Annotated in this window: 23 protein-coding genes and 1 pseudogene; 10 read left to right on the top strand and 14 right to left on the bottom strand. The window is 45.7% G+C overall.

Features of this window, described 5'->3' with window-relative positions; genetic code table 11:
* Positions 1-170 precede the first annotated feature (170 nt).
* Positions 171-1,571 (top strand): cytochrome c biogenesis protein, encoded by a 1,401-nt coding sequence (locus QUA25_RS04850; protein ID WP_333036025.1) that lies wholly within the window; start codon positions 171-173, stop codon positions 1,569-1,571.
* Between the two features lie 149 nt (positions 1,572-1,720).
* Here QUA25_RS04850 and QUA25_RS04855 read toward each other — a convergent pair whose 3' ends face one another.
* Positions 1,721-2,959 (bottom strand): DUF4365 domain-containing protein, encoded by a 1,239-nt coding sequence (locus QUA25_RS04855; RefSeq protein WP_333036026.1) that lies wholly within the window; start codon positions 2,957-2,959, stop codon positions 1,721-1,723.
* Between the two features lie 186 nt (positions 2,960-3,145).
* Positions 3,146-3,565 (bottom strand): preQ(1) synthase, encoded by a 420-nt coding sequence (queF, locus tag QUA25_RS04860; protein WP_333036027.1) that lies wholly within the window; start codon positions 3,563-3,565, stop codon positions 3,146-3,148.
* A 145-nt stretch (positions 3,566-3,710) separates the two neighbouring features.
* Between queF and QUA25_RS04865 the strand changes: the two genes are divergently transcribed.
* Complete coding sequence (locus QUA25_RS04865) at positions 3,711-4,307, top strand: hypothetical protein (RefSeq protein WP_333036028.1); 597 nt, start codon at positions 3,711-3,713, stop codon at positions 4,305-4,307.
* A gap of 84 nt (positions 4,308-4,391) precedes the next feature.
* Here QUA25_RS04865 and speD read toward each other — a convergent pair whose 3' ends face one another.
* Positions 4,392-4,814 carry an adenosylmethionine decarboxylase gene (gene speD, locus QUA25_RS04870; RefSeq protein ID WP_190743421.1) on the bottom strand — a complete coding sequence of 141 codons (423 nt, stop codon included), beginning with the start codon at positions 4,812-4,814 and terminating at the stop codon, positions 4,392-4,394.
* A 486-nt stretch (positions 4,815-5,300) separates the two neighbouring features.
* Between speD and QUA25_RS04875 the strand changes: the two genes are divergently transcribed.
* Complete coding sequence (locus tag QUA25_RS04875; RefSeq protein ID WP_333036029.1) at positions 5,301-5,510, top strand: hypothetical protein; 210 nt, start codon at positions 5,301-5,303, stop codon at positions 5,508-5,510.
* A gap of 172 nt (positions 5,511-5,682) precedes the next feature.
* Here QUA25_RS04875 and QUA25_RS04880 read toward each other — a convergent pair whose 3' ends face one another.
* The 4 genes from QUA25_RS04880 to QUA25_RS04895 form a co-directional block, all read right to left on the bottom strand.
* Positions 5,683-6,744: a pentapeptide repeat-containing protein gene (locus QUA25_RS04880; RefSeq protein ID WP_333036031.1), complete on the bottom strand. Its 1,062-nt coding sequence runs from the start codon at positions 6,742-6,744 to the stop codon at positions 5,683-5,685.
* A gap of 1,487 nt (positions 6,745-8,231) precedes the next feature.
* Positions 8,232-9,449 carry a histidine kinase gene (locus QUA25_RS04885; protein ID WP_333036032.1) on the bottom strand — a complete coding sequence of 406 codons (1,218 nt, stop codon included), beginning with the start codon at positions 9,447-9,449 and terminating at the stop codon, positions 8,232-8,234.
* 397 nt (positions 9,450-9,846) lie between these two features.
* A complete protein-coding gene (locus tag QUA25_RS04890) occupies positions 9,847-10,326 on the bottom strand; it encodes a BON domain-containing protein (RefSeq protein WP_333036035.1) in 480 nt (159 codons plus the stop codon).
* A gap of 472 nt (positions 10,327-10,798) precedes the next feature.
* Complete coding sequence (locus QUA25_RS04895) at positions 10,799-11,353, bottom strand: hypothetical protein (protein WP_333036036.1); 555 nt, start codon at positions 11,351-11,353, stop codon at positions 10,799-10,801.
* Positions 11,354-11,422: 69 nt separating this feature from the next.
* Between QUA25_RS04895 and QUA25_RS04900 the strand changes: the two genes are divergently transcribed.
* From QUA25_RS04900 to QUA25_RS04910, 3 genes are all read left to right on the top strand, one after another.
* Positions 11,423-12,823: an S-layer homology domain-containing protein gene (locus QUA25_RS04900; protein ID WP_333036038.1), complete on the top strand. Its 1,401-nt coding sequence runs from the start codon at positions 11,423-11,425 to the stop codon at positions 12,821-12,823.
* A gap of 541 nt (positions 12,824-13,364) precedes the next feature.
* Positions 13,365-14,399, top strand: coding sequence for a histidine kinase (locus QUA25_RS04905; protein WP_333036039.1), 1,035 nt, complete (start codon positions 13,365-13,367; stop codon positions 14,397-14,399).
* Positions 14,400-14,432: 33 nt separating this feature from the next.
* A complete protein-coding gene (locus QUA25_RS04910; RefSeq protein ID WP_333036041.1) occupies positions 14,433-14,630 on the top strand; it encodes a hypothetical protein in 198 nt (65 codons plus the stop codon).
* A gap of 320 nt (positions 14,631-14,950) precedes the next feature.
* Here QUA25_RS04910 and QUA25_RS04915 read toward each other — a convergent pair.
* Together QUA25_RS04915 and QUA25_RS04920 are read right to left on the bottom strand one after the other, a co-directional pair.
* Positions 14,951-15,730 (bottom strand): annotated as a pseudogene (locus QUA25_RS04915) (class I SAM-dependent methyltransferase); the annotation flags it as partial.
* An 83-nt stretch (positions 15,731-15,813) separates the two neighbouring features.
* The gene (locus tag QUA25_RS04920; protein WP_333036043.1) at positions 15,814-16,302 is read right to left on the bottom strand and encodes a GNAT family N-acetyltransferase; all 489 of its coding nucleotides are present in this window, start codon (positions 16,300-16,302) and stop codon (positions 15,814-15,816) included.
* Between the two features lie 111 nt (positions 16,303-16,413).
* Here QUA25_RS04920 and QUA25_RS04925 point away from each other — a divergent pair, with 111 nt between their 5' ends.
* The 3 genes from QUA25_RS04925 (at position 16,414) to QUA25_RS04935 (ending at position 18,891) form a co-directional block, all read left to right on the top strand.
* Positions 16,414-17,301 (top strand): LysR family transcriptional regulator, encoded by an 888-nt coding sequence (locus QUA25_RS04925; protein WP_333036044.1) that lies wholly within the window; start codon positions 16,414-16,416, stop codon positions 17,299-17,301.
* Positions 17,302-17,491: 190 nt separating this feature from the next.
* Entirely contained in the window at positions 17,492-18,418 is a 927-nt protein-coding gene (crtE, locus tag QUA25_RS04930) for a geranylgeranyl diphosphate synthase CrtE (protein ID WP_333036045.1), read from the top strand.
* Positions 18,419-18,432: 14 nt separating this feature from the next.
* The gene (locus tag QUA25_RS04935; RefSeq protein WP_333036048.1) at positions 18,433-18,891 is read left to right on the top strand and encodes a divergent PAP2 family protein; all 459 of its coding nucleotides are present in this window, start codon (positions 18,433-18,435) and stop codon (positions 18,889-18,891) included.
* Positions 18,892-18,944: 53 nt separating this feature from the next.
* On the opposite strand, the gene QUA25_RS04940 is transcribed toward QUA25_RS04935, so the two are convergent.
* The 4 genes from QUA25_RS04940 to QUA25_RS04955 all read right to left on the bottom strand — a co-directional run bounded on the left by QUA25_RS04940 (position 18,945) and on the right by QUA25_RS04955 (position 21,345).
* The gene (locus QUA25_RS04940) at positions 18,945-19,448 is read right to left on the bottom strand and encodes a YbjN domain-containing protein (protein ID WP_333036050.1); all 504 of its coding nucleotides are present in this window, start codon (positions 19,446-19,448) and stop codon (positions 18,945-18,947) included.
* Positions 19,449-19,624: 176 nt separating this feature from the next.
* The gene (locus QUA25_RS04945) at positions 19,625-20,530 is read right to left on the bottom strand and encodes a ferritin-like domain-containing protein (RefSeq protein WP_333036051.1); all 906 of its coding nucleotides are present in this window, start codon (positions 20,528-20,530) and stop codon (positions 19,625-19,627) included.
* A gap of 303 nt (positions 20,531-20,833) precedes the next feature.
* Positions 20,834-21,067 carry a hypothetical protein gene (locus tag QUA25_RS04950; protein ID WP_333036053.1) on the bottom strand — a complete coding sequence of 78 codons (234 nt, stop codon included), beginning with the start codon at positions 21,065-21,067 and terminating at the stop codon, positions 20,834-20,836.
* Positions 21,064-21,345: a hypothetical protein gene (locus QUA25_RS04955; protein WP_333036055.1), complete on the bottom strand. Its 282-nt coding sequence runs from the start codon at positions 21,343-21,345 to the stop codon at positions 21,064-21,066. The genes QUA25_RS04950 and QUA25_RS04955 overlap by 4 nt, the downstream gene beginning before the upstream one ends.
* Before the next feature lie 106 nt (positions 21,346-21,451).
* Between QUA25_RS04955 and QUA25_RS04960 the strand changes: the two genes are divergently transcribed.
* Positions 21,452-21,907, top strand: coding sequence for a hypothetical protein (locus QUA25_RS04960; protein WP_333036057.1), 456 nt, complete (start codon positions 21,452-21,454; stop codon positions 21,905-21,907).
* A 109-nt stretch (positions 21,908-22,016) separates the two neighbouring features.
* On the opposite strand, the gene glnA is transcribed toward QUA25_RS04960, so the two are convergent.
* Complete coding sequence (gene glnA, locus QUA25_RS04965; RefSeq protein ID WP_333036059.1) at positions 22,017-23,438, bottom strand: type I glutamate--ammonia ligase; 1,422 nt, start codon at positions 23,436-23,438, stop codon at positions 22,017-22,019.
* Positions 23,439-23,714: the final 276 nt, after the last annotated feature.

The raw sequence follows: 23,714 nt of genomic DNA on the forward strand, positions 1-23,714 counted from the left end.
AATTGATTGAGACTTTCTCAATAAAAATAATAATATTTTTTATCTGTTGTTTTTCCCTCCTTTTTCTTCCTTCTCCCTTCTTCCATCCGTTACATTCGTTACACAATCCGTTGCCGAACTTCCTTCCATCCGTTACAAAATCCGTTGCCGAACTTCCTTCATAATTACCAATGACATCAAAAGAAGTATTTCTATCTAAACTATCAAACTGGGCGACTGCCCCTCAAAGGTTTTTCAAGCGAGAAATCTTGCCGGTGCTAGCAGATTTGCGGCTAGCAATTATCTTGCTGCTGACGATCGCATTTTTCAGCATTTCCGGCACCGTCATCGAACAAGGTCAATCAGTACCCTTTTACCAATCTAACTATCCAGAACACCCCGCTTTGTTCGGCTTCCTAACTTGGAAAGTTGTGCTAATTGCAGGACTTGACCACGTATACCGCACTTGGTGGTTTTTGTCAATCTTAATTTTGTTCGGCAGCAGCTTAACAGCTTGTACATTTACCCGACAATTTCCCGCATTAAAAGCCGCCCGCCGCTGGAAATTTTATGAAGAACCAAAGCAGTTTGAAAAATTAGCTCTGAGTGCGGAATTAGAAACAGTTGCTTTAACTTCATTAGAACCACTCTTGCAGCAAAAAAACTACCGCATATTTCGAGAAGGCGAAAAAGTTTATGCTCGCAAGGGAATAATTGGCAAAGTCGGCCCGATTATTGTTCACGCCAGTATGCTAATTATTTTAGCTGGGTCGATATGGGGCGCAATGACGGGATTTCTCGGTCAAGAAATTGTTCCCAGCGGCGAAACATTTCAGGTGCAGAATATCTTGGATGCGGGGCCTTGGGCCGGGCCGCAAATACCGAAGGATTGGTCGATGCGAGTTAATCGGTTCTGGATTGATTATACTCCCGAGGGCGGGATCGATCAATTTTACTCTGACCTGTCAGTTTTGGACAAAACAGGCCAAGAAGTCGATCGCAAAACCATTCACGTTAACGAGCCCCTCAGATACCGGGGAGTCACATTTTATCAAGCAGATTGGGCAATAGCGGCGGTGCGAGTTCGCCTCAACAAAAGCCCGGTTTTACAATTGCCAATGGCTCAGCTAGATACTCAAGGTAAAGGCCGAATTTGGGGTGCTTGGATTCCCACAAAACCCGATTTGAGTGCGGGAGTTTCTCTGCTAGCAAAAGACTTGCAAGGAACGATGTTAGTGTACGGTACGGATGGCAAATTGTTAACTACTGTTCGCGCCGGCACAGCCGTAGAAGTTAACGGAGTGATGCTGACAATTGACGAAGTTGTAGGCAGTACGGGATTGCAAATTAAAGCCGATCCAGGAATTCCGATCGTTTATACTGGCTTCGGGTTGTTGATGCTTAGCGTGCTGATGAGCTATCTGTCTCACTCGCAGATTTGGGCTTTGGAAAAAAACGGCAAACTATACGTCGGCGGGCGCACTAATCGCGCTCAGGTGACTTTTGAAAGAGAAGTTGTGGAGATTTTAGACAAGTTGGCCGAATCGAAAACAGCAGAGGAAAAAAGTGCGTTAAGCGAAGCTATCCCGTAGGGAATCGCCCCGACTTCTGTTGCAAGTCAAAGCTAACCGTAGGGTGCGCTAGGCGCACCTTACAAATTATGCTACTGAGAAAGGCTATATAGTGAAATTATGACACACAGCTCGCCGATGCGTAGCTTTGTGTTATGCATCCTACAAGGCTAATTTATTTTTTCAAACTCGAAATCGAATTTCTGTAACTCTTTATGATAATCCCTCAAATACATCTGCACTAAGTTTTTTCTCGCTGCTTGGTCCCAAGTTTTTAAGCCACGATCGGAAAATGGTAAAACAAGGTTATGGGTAATTGCTGCCAAATTTTGAAATTGCTGACTCAGATCTCTACATTCTATAGGTGCTGAACCTATATTAGTTGCCTCAAAATAAAGTTTTGTGACTTTTGACTCAAAATTTGACATCAAACTCATGTATCTTGCCTCATCTATTTCTCCTGAGTTATATTGATTGATTACATTTTCGATCTGAGTGACAATCTCCATAATTGGATCTGCAAGTTTCATCATTAAATCTAAGAATTTTTCCTTCGGTAACTCATACAATCTGCTTATCCTAGATATTTCTTGACAGTTTTCATTCCATTTTACAACTATATCTCCATCAATTGTTTCTCCATCTAGCTGTAGGGGTACAAATTCAGGAGACAATTTTTTACTAATCCATTGAGTCATGCAAATCCAATTTGCTCTGTTGTGGTAATCTTCTGGCGACAAATACAAATAAAGCCAAATTACGTGAGCTTCTTTGTTTTGCCATCGTTTTTCAAGTTGTTTGTTTCTATAATATGCTCTATTTTTTAATCTATTAGTAACGTCTTTGATGACTAGAATAATATCATCCTTCGTGAATTCTCGGTTCAAAAGTATCTTCGCAGAATATCTTTTTGCCTGGGAATGACTCACATCTTGTAAAGATAATTCCGTATATTCACGGGCAGAAATTATTTTTTGGCTCAACTTTTTGAGTTGTTCGAGAGCATGAGAGTCAACTTTTCGTTCGAGCGACATTAATAATTTCCACCCTTTTTGGGTTCTTTGAATAGTATTATTGTTGACTGCCTGCCAATAGGCACTATTTTCGCTGTCTTTATACAAAACAACAATGACAGGTAGGGAGTGATTTTGCCAATATTCTAAATGCTCGTTATTGCCGCGAAAAATGATATTATTCCCATTTTTTTCTTTAAACCAGCTATCTCCTGATTTGATTTGCACGGCAATTAACTTTCCTGTTGCTTGACCATTTTCAATAAATTCAACATGGGCATCGATCCCATAATCTTCTATCGGTTGTTCGCGAAAAATACAGCCTAATCTTTCAAAAATTAGTTGTGTGCCAGCTATACCAATTCTTCCTGTTCTAGAGCTTGGATGAGATTGCATTGTTCTAACTTTAAATCGTTTCTACAAGACTTATTTTAGCCCGCTCGGATGATAGGGTGGGCAAGTGACACGCTCTAGCTCAACTTAATCCTCTCAAAGCTAACGCTGCCCACCCTACGATAACGAACAAAAAACCCGGTTTCTGTGAGTGAGGTTAAAAATTCTAATTTGATTGGGCTATACCTGCTATTTCTGGTGCCGCACCTCAATCACGGTGTGGACGTTCCCCCGCGGCGAAAAATCGCCCTTAATCGTCGCTTCCAGCGGCGCGCAAGCTGCCACAAAATCGTCTAAAATTTGATTGATCGATTCTTCGTGAGAAATGTAGCGATCGCGATAACTGTTAACGTAAAGTTTCAGCGCCTTTAACTCTACTACCCGCTCGTCTGGCACGTAAGTAACGTGAATTGTCGCAAAATCTGGATAGCCAGAAAATGGGCACTTGCAAGTAAACTCCGGCAACGTAATGTTAATCGAGTAGCGCCGCCCGACTCGCGGATTCGGGAAAGTAATTAACTCCCCTTCCAAAATCTGGCGTTCGCCGTATTTCATTTCCTCGGTGCTTGACTTTTGCGACATAGTTTGTTCCGGTGCGTAGTTGTTCATAGCCATTGACTAAAAACTTGTAACATTAAATTAAATTTACCTTCAATATCTGTAACAAATATCTTGACGAATTGTGTTGCGATCGATCTAATTGCAAATACTCTCAGGCTAAACTAAAACAAGTTCACCCTCGCCATCTACAATTATGCAAAATACTACCTTATCTGACAATACTTCCCCTGAAAACTCAAATAGTTACTCTCCATCAGTACCAATTTCCCTCTATCGAGAAGTCACGGCAGAGCTGCAAGCAGCCCAAGCGATGGTGGACTCCCTCAAAACCCACAATCAGCAATTAGTCCAACAAAATCAACAACTACGGCGAGAAGTAGAAACAGTAGTTCAAGTATCCCAACAGTTACAGCAAGTAGTCAACTCGGCTCAGAGCGTCACCCAGACAGGGATGCCTCAAATGCCGTCAGTCAAATTCAATTTCAGCGTTCAACCTCCGCCCCCACCACCTGTAACCTCGCAGACTAACTCTGCCATACCTCAACCACCTCAGACAGTGGCTTTCCCCTTCCCACTACCGGAACCGGAGTCAACACCCGCCTCGATACCGCAGCCACTTCCCCAAAAATTATTTACAGAGGTGCAGGAAACTCCTTACCGTGTCCGACCTCAACTCAAAAAAACCTCAGATTTAAGTGGATTGTGGTTGGCGATCGCAATTTTTCTGATTGTGATTGCAGCTTTCGGTGCAGGTTATTTAGTTGTCCGCCCTTTATTAATGAAAAAGTAAATTCCAACAAGAATCCCACGACTCCAGCCGTGGGATTTTAAACAAAACCTAGCATAAATTGTTCAAAGTTACGCTAATTGGCCATCATCCTCTGGCAGCAATCGTTTCTACTGAACGAGGGGCATACTGCTCTTCACAAGCAGAACCTACGATTCCCACCCCAGGCTCGAAACCGCGCGTGAACTCAGTGAGTTTTACCTGTTTAGCTTCCAAAGCTGTCTGTAGCACCTTCATGGCTCGGTGAGGGTCGCCGGCTCCGCAGAAAAATAAGTCTGCAGCAAAATAACCGTGTTCAGGCCAAGTATGGATCGCTATATGAGACTCTGCCAAAGTAGCAGTAGCTGTCACTCCGTGAGGACTAAACTGGTGTACGCACAAATCGATGAGAGTAGCTCCTCCGGCTTCGATCGCATCGAGAATAGCGCGGCGGATACGTTCAGGATCGTTGAGCAGGTCTCCAGGAGACTGCCAAGCATCAGCGACCAGATGGGTTCCCAATTGTTTCATTCTGCGGGGTTTTACCTCTATTGATGTTAAGTCTCAAACCTTTTAACGTTAGCACGATGTCAAAAATTTTGCAAGTATCTTTCACAAAGAAAGATGAAGATTAGGAGAAGTACGCATCACCAACCGCTGACGGTATGCTGGGGCAAAACTGGGGAGGATCTCAACTTTTGCAGCCAAGCTATAAATTGAAGTTGGGAGTCAGGAGCCAGGAGCCAGTAGGAAAGAGTCAGAAAGAAGGAGGGAGGAGGAAGAACGAAGGAGCCAGAAGAAGTGTTTTTACAAATATTGAGATGCTCCCTCAAACTGTCTCACAGGCACAGGCTACTAATCGAATTCTGGTTATTTCAGCGCTGCCTTGTTCTGAATCAAACAACCTTCTTTGATTAAAGCGATCTCTTGTTTTCCTTGGTGGCTAAAAAACCAAAGCTCGATCGTTCTGGCCGCGGCGGAATTGATATGATATCGAAATGCCACAGATGGACGGCTATGCTCGTAAATTTAGGGGTTTGGGATTGGGGCTGGCGATCGCGCGTCAAATTGTGGAACAGCACGGCTATCGCCCAGACTGCTTATGCTGGAGACTTTAATCAGAAACAAGCTCTTGCTGCTGGGTTTCAACATCTTGTTGCAAAACGTGTCGAAGCGAATGAGTTAGTCAAAGCAATGCTGAAATTACCTCTGAGACTGCATAGCTGAGTCCGAATTTTAATAGATTGTCGATCGCAGACAATGTATTAAACCCGCCACCCACAAACGATAACTGAATTCTGACTCCTGAGTCCTGAATTCTTTATTGTCAAAAGTTTTGAGTTTTAAATTAAAGATTATTTAACTTAAAACTCAAAATTATTTTCCCTTAATCAACTTATCAATCCCGGCTGTGAGTAGCTCCATTCGGCAAAATCGCCCCGCCCAAAGCTGCTTCATTCAAATTATCAACATTCAAGCTCGCCCCAATCAAATTAGCCTCGGACAAATTAGTTCCTGTCAAATTCGCCCCTGTCAGAGAACTTAGCAGCAAACCCGCTCCCGACAAATTGGCGTGACTCAAATTCGCCCCCCGCAAATCCGCTTCCAGCAAGCTAGCACCTGCCAAATTCGCACCGCTCAAGTTAGCTCCCCGCAAAGAAGCTTTGTTCAAATTCGCAGCCCTCAAATCCGCATTGTGCAGAATCAAACCATTTAAATTAGCTTTACTCAAATTAGCTCCCTGCAAGTCGGCACCGCTCAAATTAGAGCCATTTAGATTGGCCGATTGCAAGTCAGCACCGCTCAAGTCAGCACCGCTCAAATTAGCAGCGCTAATAGAAGCCTCCCGCAGACTTGCTTCGCTCAAAGAGGCCCCAACCAAATTGACGCCGCTGAGATTTCCGCGATTGAGATAAGCCCGAGTTAAAGTTGCTCCGCTCAGGTTCGCTCCGGTCAAATCTACCTCGCTGAGAATCGCTCTCGTCAGATTTGCTCTACTTAAGTCAACCCCGCTCATAATTGCTCGGCTCAGCGTCGCCCCGCTCAAATTAGCCTCAGTTAGTTTTGAGCCACTTAGCAAACAAGCTCCTACTAAACTCGCTCCCGTCATCACAGCTTTGCTCAAGTCAGCCTGAGACAATATTGCTCCGCTGAGATTTGCCCCGCTAAAATCTGCGGAGATCGCCACAGTTCCAGTTAAACTAGAACTCCCGAGGTTAGCTTCAATTAATTTCGCCTTAGACAAATTAGCCCCGCTCAAGTCGGCGGCGTTTAAATTAGCTCCAATCAGTTTGCTTCTAATTAAGTTGGCACCTTTCAAATTAGCGTTGCTCAAATTTGTTCGACTGAGATTAGCTTCACTCAAATGAGCTGCAATGAGGTTAGCCCCTCGAAAATCTCGTTCCCCGTTTCTATGTCTAATTAAAAGTTCATCGGCACTTAAAAGTTCAGTGAAATTCATAAAAAAATTGAGTGAGTTTCCTTAATTTCTCGATGTTCTATGTTGTGTGAAAGTTTGTACTATCGTGTTTGCCAGTCAGTTTTTTAAACTAATACTGCCACATTAACAATTGTCGAAACTGCTGGATTCTTACCATCACCCTACTCTCGTAGTTATAATTTACCAAAATAAACCTGGTTCTGGTATGATCTGAGGTTTGCTAGCGCGGAAGTTATGAAAAAAACCGCGTTTCTCGCCACATGTAAGTCCTGTAAGTATTATTTTGCTAGTAATTAGTTGGCGGTTGATATTAGTTGTTAATGGTTAGTGGGATTTATACTAACTGCTAACCACTAAATATTACCTGCTAACTCTTTACCAAAATACCGAGAAGTTGTCGATCGATCTTGTCAAAGTCGATCGAATATTTGGGGTATTGCGGGTGGCATCCGCGTCGCCTTCTCACCCGAAAATTTGCCAGTACAGGCGATCGAATTTATGAGTGCAATCAAGAAAGAAGATATCGGAGCTTCAACCCCTAATGCCTTCTAAATAAGTGCTTTCTACCTTCGAGTAACCCGGACGGCAGCCCCAGGCCAGCTCAGCTAGTGTCATCTCCCCCCACTGTGCTCCGTGCCAGTGAAAACCAACAGGAAGGCTGTTTCCCTCGGAGTGCTAAGCGAGTCGTCGGCGAAGCAAGCAATACGCTGTGCTGAGCCTGAGATGGCGCGAAAAAATGGATCGCGAGTCGTTCCCGTATTCTCGCGCTGCTGTGCTTGCTGTTAATGTTTTCTCGATCCATGAGCGCTTGCGGTTCTAATTTACAGAACACTCGACACCAGACGCGCTCCCGGACATAAAAGCTGTTCCTGGGCTTCTCAAATGCTTCCCTGAGACATTCCCAGAAAAACTGTATTTATGCCGCAGGTCTTGCCAACAGCAATTGAGCTGCTACAGCCAAGCAATGACCAGCCTAAGTCTTGCGGGAAGGCGACGACAATATTATTCTAATAGTTGCCGACCACTGCAGGCCATACTCGGCGCGCGGGACTGGCTACTTCACGTGTATAAGTTGCTCAAATTAGCTACCCATAATTAAAGATAGTCGCTCTTTGACTAACTGGGCAATATCTGTGGTAATTTAGGTCATTAAATTTGATAATACTGCGAGGTTTAAAATCTAGCAGTAGTGAGTGTTACAGACTAAAAAACCGCTGCGAATTTCTGCTGTAAAATTTCAGGGAGCCGATCGATCCTCGGGCGCAAAGCCCAGCTCACTGATTGAACCCCTAATCAAAATTAAACTTTTGACAGGTAGCTTTTTTAAGTTTCCAGAACAAAACAAAAGCCGGCTTTCAGAGAAAAAGCCGACTTTTGAGATAATTTTACCGACGAAGCGTAAAACCGCTAGCTCGCCTCTGTGGGTTGGATCACTTTCCACAATCCGAGTGCGCGAGTGCGACTACTTTGCAGGAAGTAGAAACCATCCCCAAACAAAGTCTGAAGTATTAAACCCGAGGGTGGTGGGTAACGCCCTGATTGGGGTCGTAAATATCAGCGGTAGTATCAACGCCCGGAGCCCCAGGAGCGCCGTAATCAGCCCGAGCACTATCGACGCTGGGATTATAGTCGTAGGTGTTCCAATGCTGAATGCCTCCCCGGCTCAGGATGGTTTCAGCTCTAGCGACTTCTGCTTCGCTGCCGTCAACCAGTACCAAGTAATCTCCTCTCGCCACGCGATCGTTGTATGCTCTAGCTTCCTCTTCGGGAATTCCCATACCGACTAAAGCTCCGATCAAGCCGCCTGCTGCCGCACCCAAAGCCGTACCGGCGAGTGTAGTGGCGATCGCCGTAGCTGAGGCTCCTGCCAGCATAATCGGCCCGATTCCCGGAATTGCCACTAGGCCCAGACCTACCAACAAGCCTGTCAAACCGCCCAAAGTACCACCTGTGAGTGCGCCCTTTGTGGCTCCTTCATCAGATTTATTGTCCGCGCTGTCGTGCACGTCAATGCCTGCGATGTCGCCTTTAGACTCCGCATCCTTAGCGATGACTGAAACCCGATTCATGTCGAAACCGGCAGTTCTCAGTTCTCCCAGTGCGTGTTCCGTCTCGCGGCGGGTTGAAAACACTCCCACGGCGCGCTTCTGGCGACCCGAAGCTCTGCGGCCGGTGTCTGCAGGCACATCGTAAATGCCCCAATCCTGAATGCCCCGCACGTTCATAATTCCTTCGGCTGTGGCAAGTTCGGCATCTGTTCCTTCGACGAATACCAAATATTCTCCGCGCGAGACGCGATCGTTATAAGCTTTAGCTTTTGCTTCGGGAACTCCCAAGCCGACCAAACCGCCAACCAACCCGCCTGCTGCTGCCCCAATCGCGCCACCGACTACAGTATCTGCCAGCAGAGTTGCGATCGCACCCCCCGCCATCACCGGGCCAACTCCCGGAATCGCCAGCGCTCCAATGCTTCCGAGTAACCCAATCAAACCGCCCGTCACGACTCCCGCTGTCGCGCCTGCTTTTGCGCCGCCGCCCACTTTGTCGTCCGTACCCTTACCAGTACCAGTGCTAGCGCCCGCAATTTCGCTGCGATCGAGATTTTCCCCAACTACCGAAACTTTATTCATCGGAAACCCGGTACTTTGCAGCTCCATCAGGGCTAGTTCCGTATCTCGGTAATTAGAAAATGCTCCTACAGCTCGCTTGTGTTGACCTAAAGCCATTTTTTTTCTCCTCGAAAATATACTACTTTTACACAACCACAGAATTTATGCTCTGCCATCAATCACATTTAGTCATTTTTTCCAACAATTTTCATCGGTCGCTGGGAATAACTTTCCGCTCTATCTTCAGGTTGGTTTCCCACTAATTATCCGGGCTGAAAAATCTGAAATTGGGAAGGGGAAGTTGCAGGTATTACGCGAGTTTTGAGTGCGTTAATTTTAAATTCAATTTACACTCTTTAACTTAAAACCCCGCTCTCCCAAGAGAGTCACCTCAGCGTTGCGATCCGCTCCCAAAGCAATCTTACAATGCCAAACTTTACCCTCTTCCCTCAGACTTCTCTCCTAGATAACTACATCCTTTTCCCTTCTTTGCCTCGGACTTCTTCCTGCTAATTTATTGATTGCTGCTAGGCGATGCGGGTGCAGCGGGGGCGACAACAGCAGTAACATTCACCTGTTTGACACCCTTAATCTCTTTAGCTAGTGGCTCAATTTTAGCTAAATCAGTTTGATTTGGAACTGTGCCACCTACGGTGACAAGCCCATCTTTTGCGTCAACAGTTAGCTGACCTTTCGTGATGTTTACTTCTAACTTGGAGCGCACTTCACTTTGGAGGTCCCCATCAGCTCTTATGGCATCGCCACCCGTCACATTGTTGCGCTGTTCTCTGGCCCTGATATCAGAATTTGCTTGGTTTTTGCGAATATCGCTCGTTGCGTCACCCTGAGTTTTTTGAACTGTGTCCGCTGGGGGGGGGCTGGTGGTATTTTCTGTGGTAGAATTAGGAGCATCAGCGCTAGTTTTAGCCCCCTCGCTGCAAGCAGCTCCAAATAATAGGATGCCGCTGAGGAGAATGGGTGTTAGTTTGTTCATAATATGTTAATACCCTCCGGGTAAGCTTTCGATGAGCCTGACTTCCCTGACTTCGTTGAGCCAGAGGGGAGCCAGATGGAGCAAGAGAGCATCTTTACTTGTGCTTTCTGCGATTTAAAAATCCTTATATCAAATATATAAACTTGAGGAAGTATCTACATCGCTCCACGGGTGTAAAATTTATCTATGCCGTTAGATAGAGTACAAAAAACAAAATAAGGTATTAAGTCACATTTAACTTAATGAGTTCTGACCGCATTATTCCTCAGAAACCCGGTAGATGGAGCCATTTTTCGTTGCCAAAGCCAATATTTTCCTATAAACCCAGTTTAAAAGGGTAAGCTTTATTAATAAATTCAATGCCACTCCCAACTAATTTTTCCCTTGCTCCTCGAACCTGGGACTTCTTCCCTCAACATCCATCCATTAAATCCGTTAATCCCATACACTGCTCGTTGCCGAACCTCCGGCTTCAAAACAAACGAAAAGAGTCGAGAAATTTTTGAGCATTTTCTGCTTCAGGGGTAGTGGCAACCAGCCCGTAAACGCGCGTTTCCACCAAAAAAACTTGGCCCACACCTACAGGTTCTGTGGGGGAAAGCGGCTGAAACTCAAACTCTTTTCCCGGATAGCCTCCGAGGGAAATATCCCGCACTTGCAAGACTTTAGCATTCGCTGCCACGACGAAAAAATCTACGGCATTATTTAAAGTTATTCTGATATTATTGATATTATTGTTAGTCAGACGAAAATCTAGGTCAAAGTATTGAAGCAAATAAGTTTCTTTGTTTTTTAAGTTCGATCTGTATGTATGAGCAATAATTTGATTGGAAAAAATTTCGGAATTAATTTTGGGATTTCCCGGCATATCGATCGCAAACTGACCCATCGCTGAGCAAAATGGCTGCCACTCTGGCGTCTGAATTTCTGCCCGCAGCGGGGCTGGTTGAGATGCAGCGGGACGGGCAAACTTGACCGGGTATGAAAGTAATGTAGCAGTAACTAGAAGTAAATACAGAAATTTCATTTGGGTAAAAATTATATATGCCCGATCGATCTGCGCTAGCCTAGAAATATATCCGCAAAGGGGGGATTTATGCTCAATATTATATTTACTCAACGGCGAGGCAACTCTCAAGGACGATCTAAAACCAATAAAACCAATAAAACCAATATACTCGCTACTGTAAATACTTGGCTGGCTGTGTGTCTGCTTGCTGCTGTCACAGGTTGTGCAAACAGCCCCAACAGCAAGGCACTCGAAGAATCTTTAGCCGCCGATCCGAAATTAAAACAAAATCCAGTAGTTTTCTCTTCCCCCCCACCAGCGACAGCAATTGAGACAAACTCTAGCGCCAAACTTCCTCCCGATTTCCCGACAGAGATTCCACTCTATCCTAATGCTGAGTTAATCGAAGTTGGTGGGCAAACCGATCCGTCGCAAAAAAATGTGAGGCTGCGCTGGGAAAGCACTGATCCTGTTAATTCGATTCAGAACTTTTACTCCACAGAGTTTGGGCGTCGCAACTGGGAAATAGTCAGCCGCCCCACCGCCGAGGGACAAGGTTCTTTGGTAGCAACGCGAGATAATTTACGGGTAACAGTGTCGCTTTCTCCTACTCAGAAAGTAGGAGGTTCTACAGAATTTGCGATCGACTACAGCAAAGAAAGCCCCGAAATTGCCACCAGTCCCCAACCTAACAATTCCGAGTCTAGCGCATCTCCAACCGCTTCACCAACTCCATCTAATTCAGAGGGAACTACTCCAACGCCCTCCGCCTCGCCAAAATCAGCACAAGTTAGCCAACTAGACACCCAAATTCCTCAACAGTTGCGGCAGTATGTAGCTGATTTAAGTCAGTTGGAAGTGCTGAAAGTGCGATCGACAGAAGGTGCTAATTTAGAAACAGCCAGCACTTTGCCCAAACCCAACAAAATTATCACTCGCCGCGAATACGCGCGCTGGTTAGTAGCAGCTAACAATCAGATTTATGCTAGCCGTCAAGCCAAACAAATTAGATTAGCTGTAGACTCTAGCGAACCAGCCTTTTCTGACGTACCCAAAACAGACCCGGATTTTTCAGCAATTCAAGGTTTAGCAGAAGCCGGTGTAATTCCGAGTTCGCTTTCGGGTGAAAGTAAAGATGTGAAATTTCGCCCGGATGCACCTTTAACTCGCGAAACAATGATTCTCTGGAAAGTACCTTTAGATAGTCGTCAAGTTTTACCGACAGCTAACATTGACGGAGTGAAAGAAAAGTGGGGTTTTCAAGATGCTTCTAAGATTGATTCCCAGGCGTCGCGGGCAGTTTTAGCTGATTTTAACAATGGAGACTTGGCGAATATTCGCCGCGTTTTTGGTTTTACTACTCTGTTTCAGCCGAAGAAATCGGTGACTCGCGCCGAAGCTGCTGCTAGTTTGTGGTATTTTGGCGTTCAAGATCAGGGATTGTCTGCTAAAGATGCCCTGGAAGCAAAGTCTCAACCTGCTGAGTAGAGTTTTTTTGGGGTGGTTAAAAGTTTTGAACACACCATCTACTTACCAATACCCAGGAAACCGGGTTTTTTCTCTGTAAGCAAACCCGGTTTCTGCGTCCAAGACTGCCGAAATTTTACCAATTTTTGATTAATCGGCGTGCGATCGCCCGCCACAAAAATTGCAGCTTAAGTTTCTAGGAGTTCGGTGAATATGGCTTACCCAGAAACCGACTTTTATCTACGAAAATGCCCTGTAAAACGCGAGGCATATCCGGTGAAAAACTCCGTTTCTTTAATTTCTTTGGGAGAGTGGTCATTAAAAATCTTTTTAAGAATCCTACATCGGCTTTTCTGTCCTTGTCGCCTACCCTAGGAAATAGATTTTTTTTGCTTTAATCTTAATTTCTGTATCCTGCCCTACAAGCGCTGCATTTGGCGGGCTAATTTTCTACATATTTTCACTAACACTTTGTTCAAAACTCTCAGTAGGATTCCGGATGCCGTAGCGGCCTTAACGATAAATGAACAAGAGTGTTTGAGCTCTTGGAGAGCATTTTTTAATGTACGATATTACCTTATTTACCCCGCAAGATATGGCTAAATGCAGCTTAGTCCTGCGCCACTTAGGTAGAAATACTGCTAGTATGGAAGCCACCAGCCAGAAGATTGTTAACTATATTTACCAACATTTTTGCGATTCGCAAACAGGAGAAAATACCTGTGCCTTAGTGCGTTTGTTCAAAACTCATCCCTACGGGGAATTAGAAGACTCATTGCAACAATCCGCCCGCCGCTTGATGAAGGGCAATTCCCCAGCCGCCGACATGAAATGTTGGACTCTGCTAGCAGCCGCAGGCACAGAACCGCAGTGGAATTCTCGGCACACAGCAGCACAAAATACAGCTATTCCATTAGTTTGCACAAAATTAGTGGCTCAAATGCCGGCGATTTCGGAAATAATCCGGCAGTTTGGTTTAGACATTCCTACATTCCTCGGAATTGAGCCAGAAAGGTTCCTGCAATTAGAGCCGGCAATATTAAATATTTTTTATGTATCAGAGGCAAAAGGCAGCCCCTTTATTCCTGAGCAAAATTCTTTAATTATCCCCTACCAGGTCAAGTCTGTCTTGGGATTTGGGGGACTTCTGCCGTCAGGAAGTTTGTTTGCGGTAATGATGTTCCTGAAAGTTAAAATTCCCCAAAGCAGGGCTGAAATGTTTAAAAATTTGGCACTTAGTGTCAAAACAGCATTGTCCCTCCCCGACGAAAAGAGTGTTTTTGAATATTCAGAAAAGCCTACCACCTTTGTTACAAATAACAATAATTGCGAAACCCAATTACTGGAATATCAAGTGGCTACTCTGATGCAATTGCTGGACTTTTCCGAACAAGAAATGCTGAGACAATCTGCCCGGTTTCAACAGATTATTGACAATTTACAGCGCGAACTTGCCGAACACAAAAATAAGGAAAAAGCTTTGAAAGTAAGCCAAAATTCATTTACAGGCATCCTCAATATTCCCAATGATGCTATTTTGCAAGTCGAGGAAAATCACGGAATTCAGCGTTTTAATCAAGGGGAAGAACAGATTTAAACTAAGGTCTGTATTTAGCAACCCGGTTGATCCATGAAACCGAGTTGTTGCGGTGTTTGCGGATACGAATTTACGATCGCACATTTTCCCGATCGAGTTTTTCGCTATCAGCAAATTTACAAATGGCTAGCGGGGCAGTTTGCTGCGGGAAATTGGTCGCACTGGCGAGAAGGGCTAAACGCTTTGAGCGTAACTTTTGTAGTATTTGTTATGTATGTTTTTAAGTGTTAGTTAGTTTTTGCTTCCTGCTCCCTATGGAAGCGCCAGATTAGATTCTTATTTATTAAGAAAAAGTCTATTTTGGTTGAGGCTAAGTATCATGGCAACAATATTTTTTATTGGATAGGCTTACCCGTACAAATATGGCTGTAAAATTCAACATCCAAAAAGCCTGATTAGTAAGTTTTTGGCAGGGGAGAATTGATGGGGCTCTACACAAAAGCGCAGTTACAATAGGAAAAGAAAATAACTGCTGGGACTAGCGTGCGGCGCGATGGGCATACTGAGTGGACGAAGGCTACAAATCGGGGAGATTTGTAGCCTTATATTTGTCAATAGGAATTTTTGACAGCAACAACGCGAATTCGGCGATAATCTGCAATCCAATTACCATCGCGGTACAGCGTCGGCCGCAAACGCTCTGCAACTTGGTTAATTACGTGCGATCGCACATCATCAGACAACCCCGACAAAAACTCGCCAGCAAACATTTCAATCCAATTTACCATACCCGCGCTGCCGTCTTCTAGGGAAGTCGGGCGATCGAACAAAACGGCATAACTAACCTCAAATCCCTGCTTTTCCAAAAGCCCAGCATACTCGCCAATACTCGGAAAATACCAAGGATTAAGCGCTTCAGGCTCCTGGCAGCCAATTTCTGACAAAACACTCAAAAGTGCGCGGACGATCGCCCCCACGTTCCCCTTACCGCCAAACTCAGCAACAAAACGCCCTCCCGGCTTCAGCGCTTTTTCCACACAATTAATCCCAGCATCCGGCTGTTTAATCCAATGCAAAACCGCATTAGAAAACACAGCATCTAACGGCTCTTCTACTTTAAAATTCCTCGCATCCGCTGTATCGAACTTGATGTGAGGATAGTTAACTTTTGCCGTGGAAATCATCGACAAAGATGAATCAATACCTTGCACCAAAGCACCACTTTGAGCAATCTTTTCAGTTAACTGTCCCGTACCGCAGCCCAAATCTAGAATACGTTCTCCAGATTGAGGAACGAGTAACTCCAAAAGCGATTCGCCGTACTGCCACACAAAAGCGTGCTGTTGTTCGTAAAGACTTGTATTCCAAGAATCTTGTGCCATGATAACTACCCTGAACCTTTCTTCTCTTTCTCTGTGTTCTCTGCGTCTCTGCGGTTAATTAAAAAAAATCCTTCTTCACAAAACCAACCAACTTATTTCTTGGCTAGTTGGGCTATCGCACTTCCCTCGATTCGGCAAACCATAATATTTTCCAAAATGCGCGCTCCCTGCTTTTCATAAAAAGCAATTCCCGGCGCATTGCCAGTATTAACAGTCCATTCCATACGCCCGCAATTTGTAGACTCAGCAATTTGTGCCAAATATTTTAACAGCGCTGTACCGATTCCCATACCGCGCATAGGAGCTTGCACAAATAAATCATCAAGCCAAAGGCACGGCTGCGTCAATAAACTTGAATAAGAAGCATAAAACATAGCAAACCCTACCGCTTCTCCCGCAACTTCCGCCAACAAAACCCGCACTAGCGGAGGCTGGCAAAACAACGTTTGCTGCAATTTATCGGCTGTTGCTGTCAACAGGTTTTTAGAGCCATCGAAGTCGCTTTTTTGGGAAATAAAATCCACGATTAATTCCAAATCTGCCAGCTCTGCTTCTCTAATTTTGATATTCAAATTAGCCATTGTTTAATTCTCAATTTCGCCTATTAATCACTGTATTAAATGCCATCATAAATGTCCAATATATGTTTAACTAACCACTTATACTTTTAAAATATCAATGATTGGGGAGCTATGGAACTTCGGCATTTGCGTTATTTCATTGCAGTTGCAGAGGAACTGAATTTCACTCGTGCAGCCGAAAAACTGCATATTGCCCAACCACCGCTGAGCCAACAAATCCAGCATTTAGAGGCAGAGTTGGGGTTTCAACTGTTTCAGCGCACCAAGCGGACGGTGCATTTAACGGCAGCGGGACAGGTGTTTTTCGAGGAGGCTGGGAAAATTCTGCAGCAAGTCGATCGAGCAATTCAACTCGGCCGACAAACCAGTCGGGGCGAACTCGGCCAACTGACGATCGGCTTTGTGAGTTCTGCAGCACACAACGTGGTTCCAGCGATTTTGCAGGCGTTTCGCACTCGGTGTCCCGCCGTTAAGCTGGAACTGCACGAACTGACGACAAACGAACAGTTGCAGCGGCTGCGGTTCGGGCAAATTGATATCGGCTTCGTGCGCCCTCCGGTTGAGGAAGATGGGATAAATTCTGAAATCGTTTTTCGAGAACCCCTGATCGTGGCACTTCCAAAAACGCATCCGGCGGCCGATCGCACGCATCTTGAATTACGCGAACTTTCCACGGAACCGTTCATTTTATTTCCGCGTTCCCAGGCTCCGGGATTGTACGATGCGATCGTCAGTCTTTGTCAACAAGCAGGTTTTAGCCCGATCGCAGCTCAAGAAGCAATTCAAATGCAAACCATTGTGAGTCTGGTAGCCGCCGAGATGGGAGTGGCGATAGTCCCGGCGTCGATGCAAAATTTCCAGCGCAGCGGGGTTGTTTACAAAGCGTTACCAGAATCAACCTCCATTGTGGCGATCGCTCTGATTTGGCGCAGCGAGCCAACGGCGGCGGTGCAGCAGTTTTTGGAAATTGCCAGACACATTAGCGGATTTGAGATTTGAGATTGTAAATTTTAGATTGACTGGTAATTTGACAAAGTTATCAAAACTCAAAGATTTTCTGTGCAACAACACCCGTAGAATGATTAATTGATGCTCGGAGTCCGAGCAACTACCGCCGTAAAAGTCGGCACGATGCGACCTGAACGGCTCACAATATCCCACGTAACTATTCAGTACAAGAGAGCAAGGGATGGTATTGGCAACAGAAATGGGTTCGTCCCAACCGGAATCCTCTTTCGATTTATCTACTTATCTAGTCAAGCGAAAAGAGGCGATCGAGGTAGCTCTCGACAGTGCACTCCCGGTCATCTACCCAGAGAAAATTTACGAAGCAATGCGCTACTCGCTGCTAGCGGGGGGCAAGCGCCTGCGTCCGATCCTGTGTCTGGCTAGCTGCGAACTGGCCGGTGGCACTACATCTATGGCAATTCCCACAGCTTGCGCTTTGGAAATGATCCACACGATGTCGCTGATTCACGACGATTTGCCAGCAATGGACAATGACGACTACCGGCGTGGCAAACTGACGAACCACAAAGTCTACGGCGAGGATATCGCCATTTTGGCTGGCGATGGTTTGTTGACCTATGCTTTTGAATTTATCGCCACTAAAACTCAGAACGTACCCCCCCAGCAGGTGTTGCAGACGATCGCCCATTTAGCGCGGGCATCGGGTGCTGCTGGACTCGTAGGCGGTCAAGTGGTTGATTTGGAATCGGAAGGAAAGACAGATGTTTCGCTGGAAACTTTGAATTACATTCACGCTCACAAAACAGGGGCGCTGTTAGAGGCTTGCGTAGTTTGTGGGGCAATTCTGGCTGGGGCCTCGGCTGCAGATTTGCAGCGGCTGTCTCGTTTCGCTCAAAATATTGGGCTGGCTTTCCAGATCATTGACGACATTCTGGATATTACTGCTACCCAAGAAGAACTGGGCAAAACTGCTGGCAAAGATGTTCAAGCAGGAAAAGTCACTTATCCGAGTTTGTGGGGAATTGAGGAGTCTCGGCGCCAAGCTTCGCAGCTTGTTGCTGATGCTAAGGCTCAATTGGCAGTGTTTGGGAGCAAAGCTCTACCGCTGCTGGCGATCGCCGATTTTATTACCAGCCGCAGTAACTAGAAATACCAAACACTATGCAGGAAATTTGCAGCGGCATATTAAACAATCATGTACTCGTGGTTGCTTTGCTCGCTTGTCTGGCGGCTCAGATCCTGAAGCTGCCGATCGAGTTGGTCAAAAATCGCAAGTTTAATCTTCGGTATTTGGTAACAACGGGGGGAATGCCCAGCGCTCACTCGTCTTTTGTGGGCGCTTTGGCTGCTGGAGTGGGACAAACGATGGGATGGGAAAGTCCGGATTTTGCGATCGCTGCGATCTTTGCAATTATTGTGATGTACGACGCAGCAGGCGTCCGCCAAGCAGCAGGCAAGCAAGCTCGCATCCTCAACCAAATTATTGACGAGTTTTTTGAGGAAGATCACAACCTTAATGAGGCTCGCCTGAAAGAGTTGCTGGGACACACTCCTTTTCAAGTGCTTGTCGGTTTGGGGCTGGGAATCACTATTGCTTGGATCGCAGGGCCTGCATATTAGTTAACTGTTAACTGTTAACTGTTAGTTGTTGACTGTTAACTGTTAACTAATGACTACTGACCGAATTCTGCTTGCAGCAGGTCGTCGTTGTCATCGGCGATCGTGGCGACAATAGTAATAACCCGAGAAATTTCCCCGGTCGAGATTTCCGCCATCGTCCGAGTCGATACTACGGCAACTTGATTGTCAACAATGGCAAAATGAGATTCTAAAGTAGACAGCCAATTCATTTCTAGAATTTTCCGCATTAATTGAGCTTCATTCTTCGCTGGCAACTGCAGTACAAAAGCCCAAACAGTCAAAGTATCATCTTCGGTTTCGCCGGTGAGTTGCACGAACACTTCAACACTGCCGTACTTAAACTTCCAAAGATGTCCGCCAGCTTCACTTTGACCGACCATCACTTTTTGGTCTACAGCCATGCTGGCGATGACAGTTTCAATTTCTTCTGCATAGGTGACGGCTGTGGCTTTTTCGACCTGCTCGGAGGCGATCGCACTTTCACTTGAGAGGCTTTCTGCGGAAGCTGTTTGTATGTTCGGCTCGCTGGTAGTCATAATTATATTTAGATGGAAAACTATTCCAATAATCAGTTTACTTGCTAAAGCTTAAAATTATGATTTTAAATAACTGGTTCCGAGGCTATGCCAAGGAACCAGTATATCTCGCTTGTTTGCGGAGGCAGACGCAAGTTTGACTTGCAAAGCGGTTTCAACCAGGTTCGCGATCGTTTTTAAGCCTTGGGCTTAGCCGTCGCCGGCTTCTTCTCAATGGTATTCAAGCCGTTGAGGAACATGGGAACCAATTTCTCCACAAATGCCTGCGGGTCGCGGTTCCAGGCCCGCTGAGCTACATCGACTCTAGTCATTTGCAGATCCGGGGCCAGCAGGGTTCTGGGTAAGCGTTCCATCAGGTATTGCGGGCGTTCCCACATCGGCATGGTGTTGGCAATATCCACGAGGCGGGTGACGCGGCGGAGTTCTGCCCCCAGCATGATATCCATTCCTGATTCAAAAGCTGCTTGTTCGATCGCCATATACTTGCGCTTTGCCTGTTCCACCTTTTGGCGGTGTTCCGGGCTTTTGTCGGCGATTTGGGCCAGCCAGCGATTGCCCCAGCGGACGTGACCAGCTTCTTCTGGAAAAATCTTTTCGATTGTTTCGCGGATTTTGATGTTTTCTGCGGTTTGGGGAGCCTGTTTGAGGGCGTGGATGTGCGCGCCGAAATACTCGCATCCTCGCTTCTCGGTGACGTTAATCGCGGCGAGGGAAGAAATTACAAAGTCTTCGCGGTTTTTGGTAGGGTCTTGTTGTTCGCTGTCATACAACCTTTCAAATTCGTCAATGTAGGAGACTCCTGGCGGCGTTCCCACATTTTGGCCGAGGTCTACCAGCAAGTCGGTGAGCCACATGGCGTGCCGCGCTTCGTCGGAAATGTGCCGAGAAAGGTCGCGCACGAGTTCGGCTGGTTCCCCGTTTAGCTGTTCGATCACGTCGGTGAGGTCTTTGCAACTGCGCTGTTCGCTAAATCGGTAGCGGTTGAGGGTGATCAGGTGAATTTCGCGATCGCGCACTACATTAGCTAAAATTTCGCGCGCTCCCATTGCGTTGCGAAGCTTGCGGGGATAGGCAACAGTCATGCTTTTGTGTTGTTTTGTAAAGATACTTATATAAGTGTAACGCACTTTTTTCGACAACCAATTACCTCGCAAGGCAGAAAGTTATTGTTTAGCACGGAGATTCAATTTTATACAGATAATTTTTTTACTAGCTCAACAAATGACAATAGTTTTGAGTTGCGAGCCATACCATTTTAGATTTTAGATTTTAGATTAAAAATGACTGATGACTATCAGGGTTTGGAGCTTTTCTACAGTTACGTTATTTTTTTAAACTGCTATAACGCAAGGCTTGCGGGGCTCACAGACAGCAACCTCATACACTCAAAACTTTTCAGTTTCCGTCGAGTCTGAAGCCTCAACACTAGCAGACTCTTGTTGATATTTTCGCGCCTCTTCTACTTCTAACCTAGCCAGAGTTGTCGCCACATCGGCTAACTGTAAAGCCAGATTCATCCGACAAACCGGGTTTTTTTCCCTCCAGAGGTCTTTTGCCAAGAAATGTACTCGATAGCGAAACATTTTAATTGAATTTGGCGGAGTAACTTTCACAGTCATAGTCTTTCTTCGGTTGAAGTTTGAATGCGGAGCAGCACCCGTTCTAGCTCCAAGTAAACAAATGTCAGCATAATTACTTTATCTTCATGGGTGATTGTAACACTACAGGTTGCCGATCGAGGTTCAACGCCTTCGTGCCTGACAACTACAGTATATTTTCCCTGCTTCAGGTTATCAAAATTCACATCTGCCTCAAACAGGTCAACTGTCTCCTCAGCCAGCAGTCGTCCTTCTTGAGTCAGTAATGTGACAAAGGCAATGCCGTTAACTGAAGTCATAGCATTATTACTCTGATTGCGGATCATCACAAAAATATCGGACATCGTTTAGTCATTGTTAATTGCTAATTGCTAATTTAGAATGAGTGCAGCACCTCACAAAAAAATGAGCATAAATACAGTGAATCATTTCAAGCTTTTGCTAATTTTGACGGCTTTTGCAGCGGTTCTCGGTTTGGAAAGAAGTGGGGCGCTAGCTGCTGTCTCAAATATCTCTGAGACTGACCCTGGTTTGCAGCTTCACGGCGTGCGGGTTGCTCAAAGGGACGATCGCAATTTAAGCAACTCAAAAGGTACATTAAAAGAAGGCAGTGCCATCTCTATCGATCCTGATGAAGTTACGGGCATACCAAAAGCTGAGGCGCGACAGCGTTTCATTTTGAATAAGATATATCGGGTTCAGGAAGGCACTACCTCTGACGATTTGTTTATTGTTGATGAGAAAGCAACTAAATGGGCTGTAGAGGATGTCTCTGAGGCTACAATGGGTGCTACTACTAACAGCGTTGCCCAGATAGTGTCGGGTAACGGGAGAGTGTGGGCGTTGATCCAGAAGTTCTAAACTCGAAAAAAACGCCGCTTTTAAGGGCGGCGTTCTTATTAATTAAAAATCACAGGTTAAAAATGGTATAATTACCAGTTTTAACTTTTAATTTTTAATTATTAATTTTCTAACAGTCGTAGTAGAGAGCAAACTCGTAGGGGTGAGGACGCAACCGCATCGGGTTGACTTCATTGTCGAGTTTGTAGGAAATCCAGGTTTGGATGAAGTCTTCGGTAAATACGCCGGTTTCAGTTAAGAAACTGTGGTCTTTTTCTAAAGCTTCTAAAGCGCCTTCCAAGGAACCGGGAGTCGAAGGAATCTTGCTCAATTCTTCAGGGGAAAGGTCGTAGATATCTACGTCCAAAGGTTCGCCCGGATCGATTTGATTCTTGATGCCGTCAATGCCGGCGCACAGCATGGCTGCAAATGCTAAATAGGGGTTGGATGTGGCATCGGGACAGCGGAATTCTAACCGCTTAGCTTTGGGGTTGGTTCCGGACAACGGAATCCGCACTGATGCCGATCGATTCCCTTGAGAGTAAGCTAAGTTTACAGGCGCTTCAAAGCCCGGAACTAAACGCTTGTAGGAATTGGTCGTGGGGTTGGTGATTGCCAAAAGTGCCGGTGCGTGCTTGAGAATGCCGCCGATGTAATGCAGTCCCATTTGACTGAAACCAGCATATTGATCGCCTGCAAATAGAGGTTGGCCGTCTTTCCAAATCGACTGGTGAACGTGCATCCCGGAACCGTTGTCGTTAAACAGCGGTTTGGGCATGAAGGTGATCGTTTTGCCGTATTTTTTGCCGACGTTTTTGATGACGTATTTGTAAGTCAGCAAGTAGTCGGCGGCTTGTACTAAAGTGGCAAAGCGGAAACCGAGTTCGCATTGACCGCCGGTGGCGACTTCGTGGTGGTGTTTTTCGATGGGTACGCCGCATTTTGCCATTGTCAGCAGCATTTCCGTTCTCATGTCTTGAGAGGTATCGGTTGGTGCTACTGGGAAATAACCTTCTTTGTAACGCGGTTTGTAACCGAGGTTGCCGCCTGCTTCTTCTTTGCCGGAATTCCAGCGACCTTCGATCGAATCTACGTAATAGTAGCCGGAATTTTGGGTTTGGTCGAAGCGAACGTCATCAAAAATAAAGAATTCTGCTTCCGGGCCAAAGAATGCTGTATCGCCGAGACCGGTCGAAAGCAAGTAGTCTATGGCTTTTTGGGCAATGGTGCGCGGACAGCGACTGTACGGTTCGCCGGTTCGAGGTTCTTTGATGCTGCAAATGAAGCTGATGGTCGGTTCTGCCATGAACGGGTCCATCCAAGCGGTGGTCGGATCGATGACCATCGTCATGTCTGATTCGTTGATGGCTTTCCAGCCCCGAATGCTGGAACCGTCGAAGGGTACGCCGTCTGTGAATGCGGTTTCGTCGATTTGGTCGTGGTACAGGGAAAGGTGTTGCCAGATCCCCGGCATATCGATGAACTTTAGGTCAACGATCTGGATTTGATTTTCTTTTATGTAGTTTAAGGCTTCTTGGGGTGTCTGGAACATGACTTACTCCTGATATTGGTTGTGTCTTGGCGATCGGCCGATTTCAGACTGTTTGGGCGATCGTAGGCCTTCAGTATCCACTATTTTGTATCTATGGCTACAAAATTTTGAAATAGCGGCCCACTGCGGTCGGGCAGTTTGAGATTCTTGCCCTGTGGATTATTTTTCGGCTGAAGATACCAGGCAAACGGCTAAATTTTACGACAGTTTGCCACGGATAGACTACCCTTCGTGAAAATCCTATCTCAAATCTTAATCAAACGCCGATTTGTAGTA

The organism is Microcoleus sp. Pol17C6 (assembly GCF_036701145.1).
Classification (GTDB): domain Bacteria; phylum Cyanobacteriota; class Cyanobacteriia; order Cyanobacteriales; family Microcoleaceae; genus Microcoleus.

What these genes read in the sequence shown, in the direction of transcription:
- QUA25_RS04940 (WP_333036050.1), bottom strand. Translation starts at nt 19,448, where the DNA reads ATGACTACCAGCGAGCCGAACATACAAACAGCTTCCGCAGAAAGCCTC.
- QUA25_RS04900 (WP_333036038.1), top strand. Translation starts at nt 11,423, where the DNA reads ATGCTCAATATTATATTTACTCAACGGCGAGGCAACTCTCAAGGACGA.
- QUA25_RS04890 (WP_333036035.1), bottom strand. Translation starts at nt 10,326, where the DNA reads ATGAACAAACTAACACCCATTCTCCTCAGCGGCATCCTATTATTTGGA.
- QUA25_RS04885 (WP_333036032.1), bottom strand. Translation starts at nt 9,449, where the DNA reads ATGGCTTTAGGTCAACACAAGCGAGCTGTAGGAGCATTTTCTAATTAC.
- QUA25_RS04950 (WP_333036053.1), bottom strand. Translation starts at nt 21,067, where the DNA reads ATGACTGTGAAAGTTACTCCGCCAAATTCAATTAAAATGTTTCGCTAT.
- QUA25_RS04960 (WP_333036057.1), top strand. Translation starts at nt 21,452, where the DNA reads ATGAGCATAAATACAGTGAATCATTTCAAGCTTTTGCTAATTTTGACG.
- QUA25_RS04925 (WP_333036044.1), top strand. Translation starts at nt 16,414, where the DNA reads ATGGAACTTCGGCATTTGCGTTATTTCATTGCAGTTGCAGAGGAACTG.
- QUA25_RS04880 (WP_333036031.1), bottom strand. Translation starts at nt 6,744, where the DNA reads ATGAATTTCACTGAACTTTTAAGTGCCGATGAACTTTTAATTAGACAT.
- glnA (WP_333036059.1), bottom strand. Translation starts at nt 23,438, where the DNA reads ATGTTCCAGACACCCCAAGAAGCCTTAAACTACATAAAAGAAAATCAA.
- QUA25_RS04955 (WP_333036055.1), bottom strand. Translation starts at nt 21,345, where the DNA reads ATGACTTCAGTTAACGGCATTGCCTTTGTCACATTACTGACTCAAGAA.
- QUA25_RS04865 (WP_333036028.1), top strand. Translation starts at nt 3,711, where the DNA reads ATGCAAAATACTACCTTATCTGACAATACTTCCCCTGAAAACTCAAAT.
- QUA25_RS04895 (WP_333036036.1), bottom strand. Translation starts at nt 11,353, where the DNA reads ATGAAATTTCTGTATTTACTTCTAGTTACTGCTACATTACTTTCATAC.
- crtE (WP_333036045.1), top strand. Translation starts at nt 17,492, where the DNA reads ATGGTATTGGCAACAGAAATGGGTTCGTCCCAACCGGAATCCTCTTTC.
- speD (WP_190743421.1), bottom strand. Translation starts at nt 4,814, where the DNA reads ATGAAACAATTGGGAACCCATCTGGTCGCTGATGCTTGGCAGTCTCCT.
- QUA25_RS04905 (WP_333036039.1), top strand. Translation starts at nt 13,365, where the DNA reads ATGTACGATATTACCTTATTTACCCCGCAAGATATGGCTAAATGCAGC.
- QUA25_RS04855 (WP_333036026.1), bottom strand. Translation starts at nt 2,959, where the DNA reads ATGCAATCTCATCCAAGCTCTAGAACAGGAAGAATTGGTATAGCTGGC.
- queF (WP_333036027.1), bottom strand. Translation starts at nt 3,565, where the DNA reads ATGAACAACTACGCACCGGAACAAACTATGTCGCAAAAGTCAAGCACC.
- QUA25_RS04935 (WP_333036048.1), top strand. Translation starts at nt 18,433, where the DNA reads ATGCAGGAAATTTGCAGCGGCATATTAAACAATCATGTACTCGTGGTT.
- QUA25_RS04875 (WP_333036029.1), top strand. Translation starts at nt 5,301, where the DNA reads ATGCTCGTAAATTTAGGGGTTTGGGATTGGGGCTGGCGATCGCGCGTC.
- QUA25_RS04910 (WP_333036041.1), top strand. Translation starts at nt 14,433, where the DNA reads ATGAAACCGAGTTGTTGCGGTGTTTGCGGATACGAATTTACGATCGCA.
- QUA25_RS04945 (WP_333036051.1), bottom strand. Translation starts at nt 20,530, where the DNA reads ATGACTGTTGCCTATCCCCGCAAGCTTCGCAACGCAATGGGAGCGCGC.
- QUA25_RS04920 (WP_333036043.1), bottom strand. Translation starts at nt 16,302, where the DNA reads ATGGCTAATTTGAATATCAAAATTAGAGAAGCAGAGCTGGCAGATTTG.
- QUA25_RS04850 (WP_333036025.1), top strand. Translation starts at nt 171, where the DNA reads ATGACATCAAAAGAAGTATTTCTATCTAAACTATCAAACTGGGCGACT.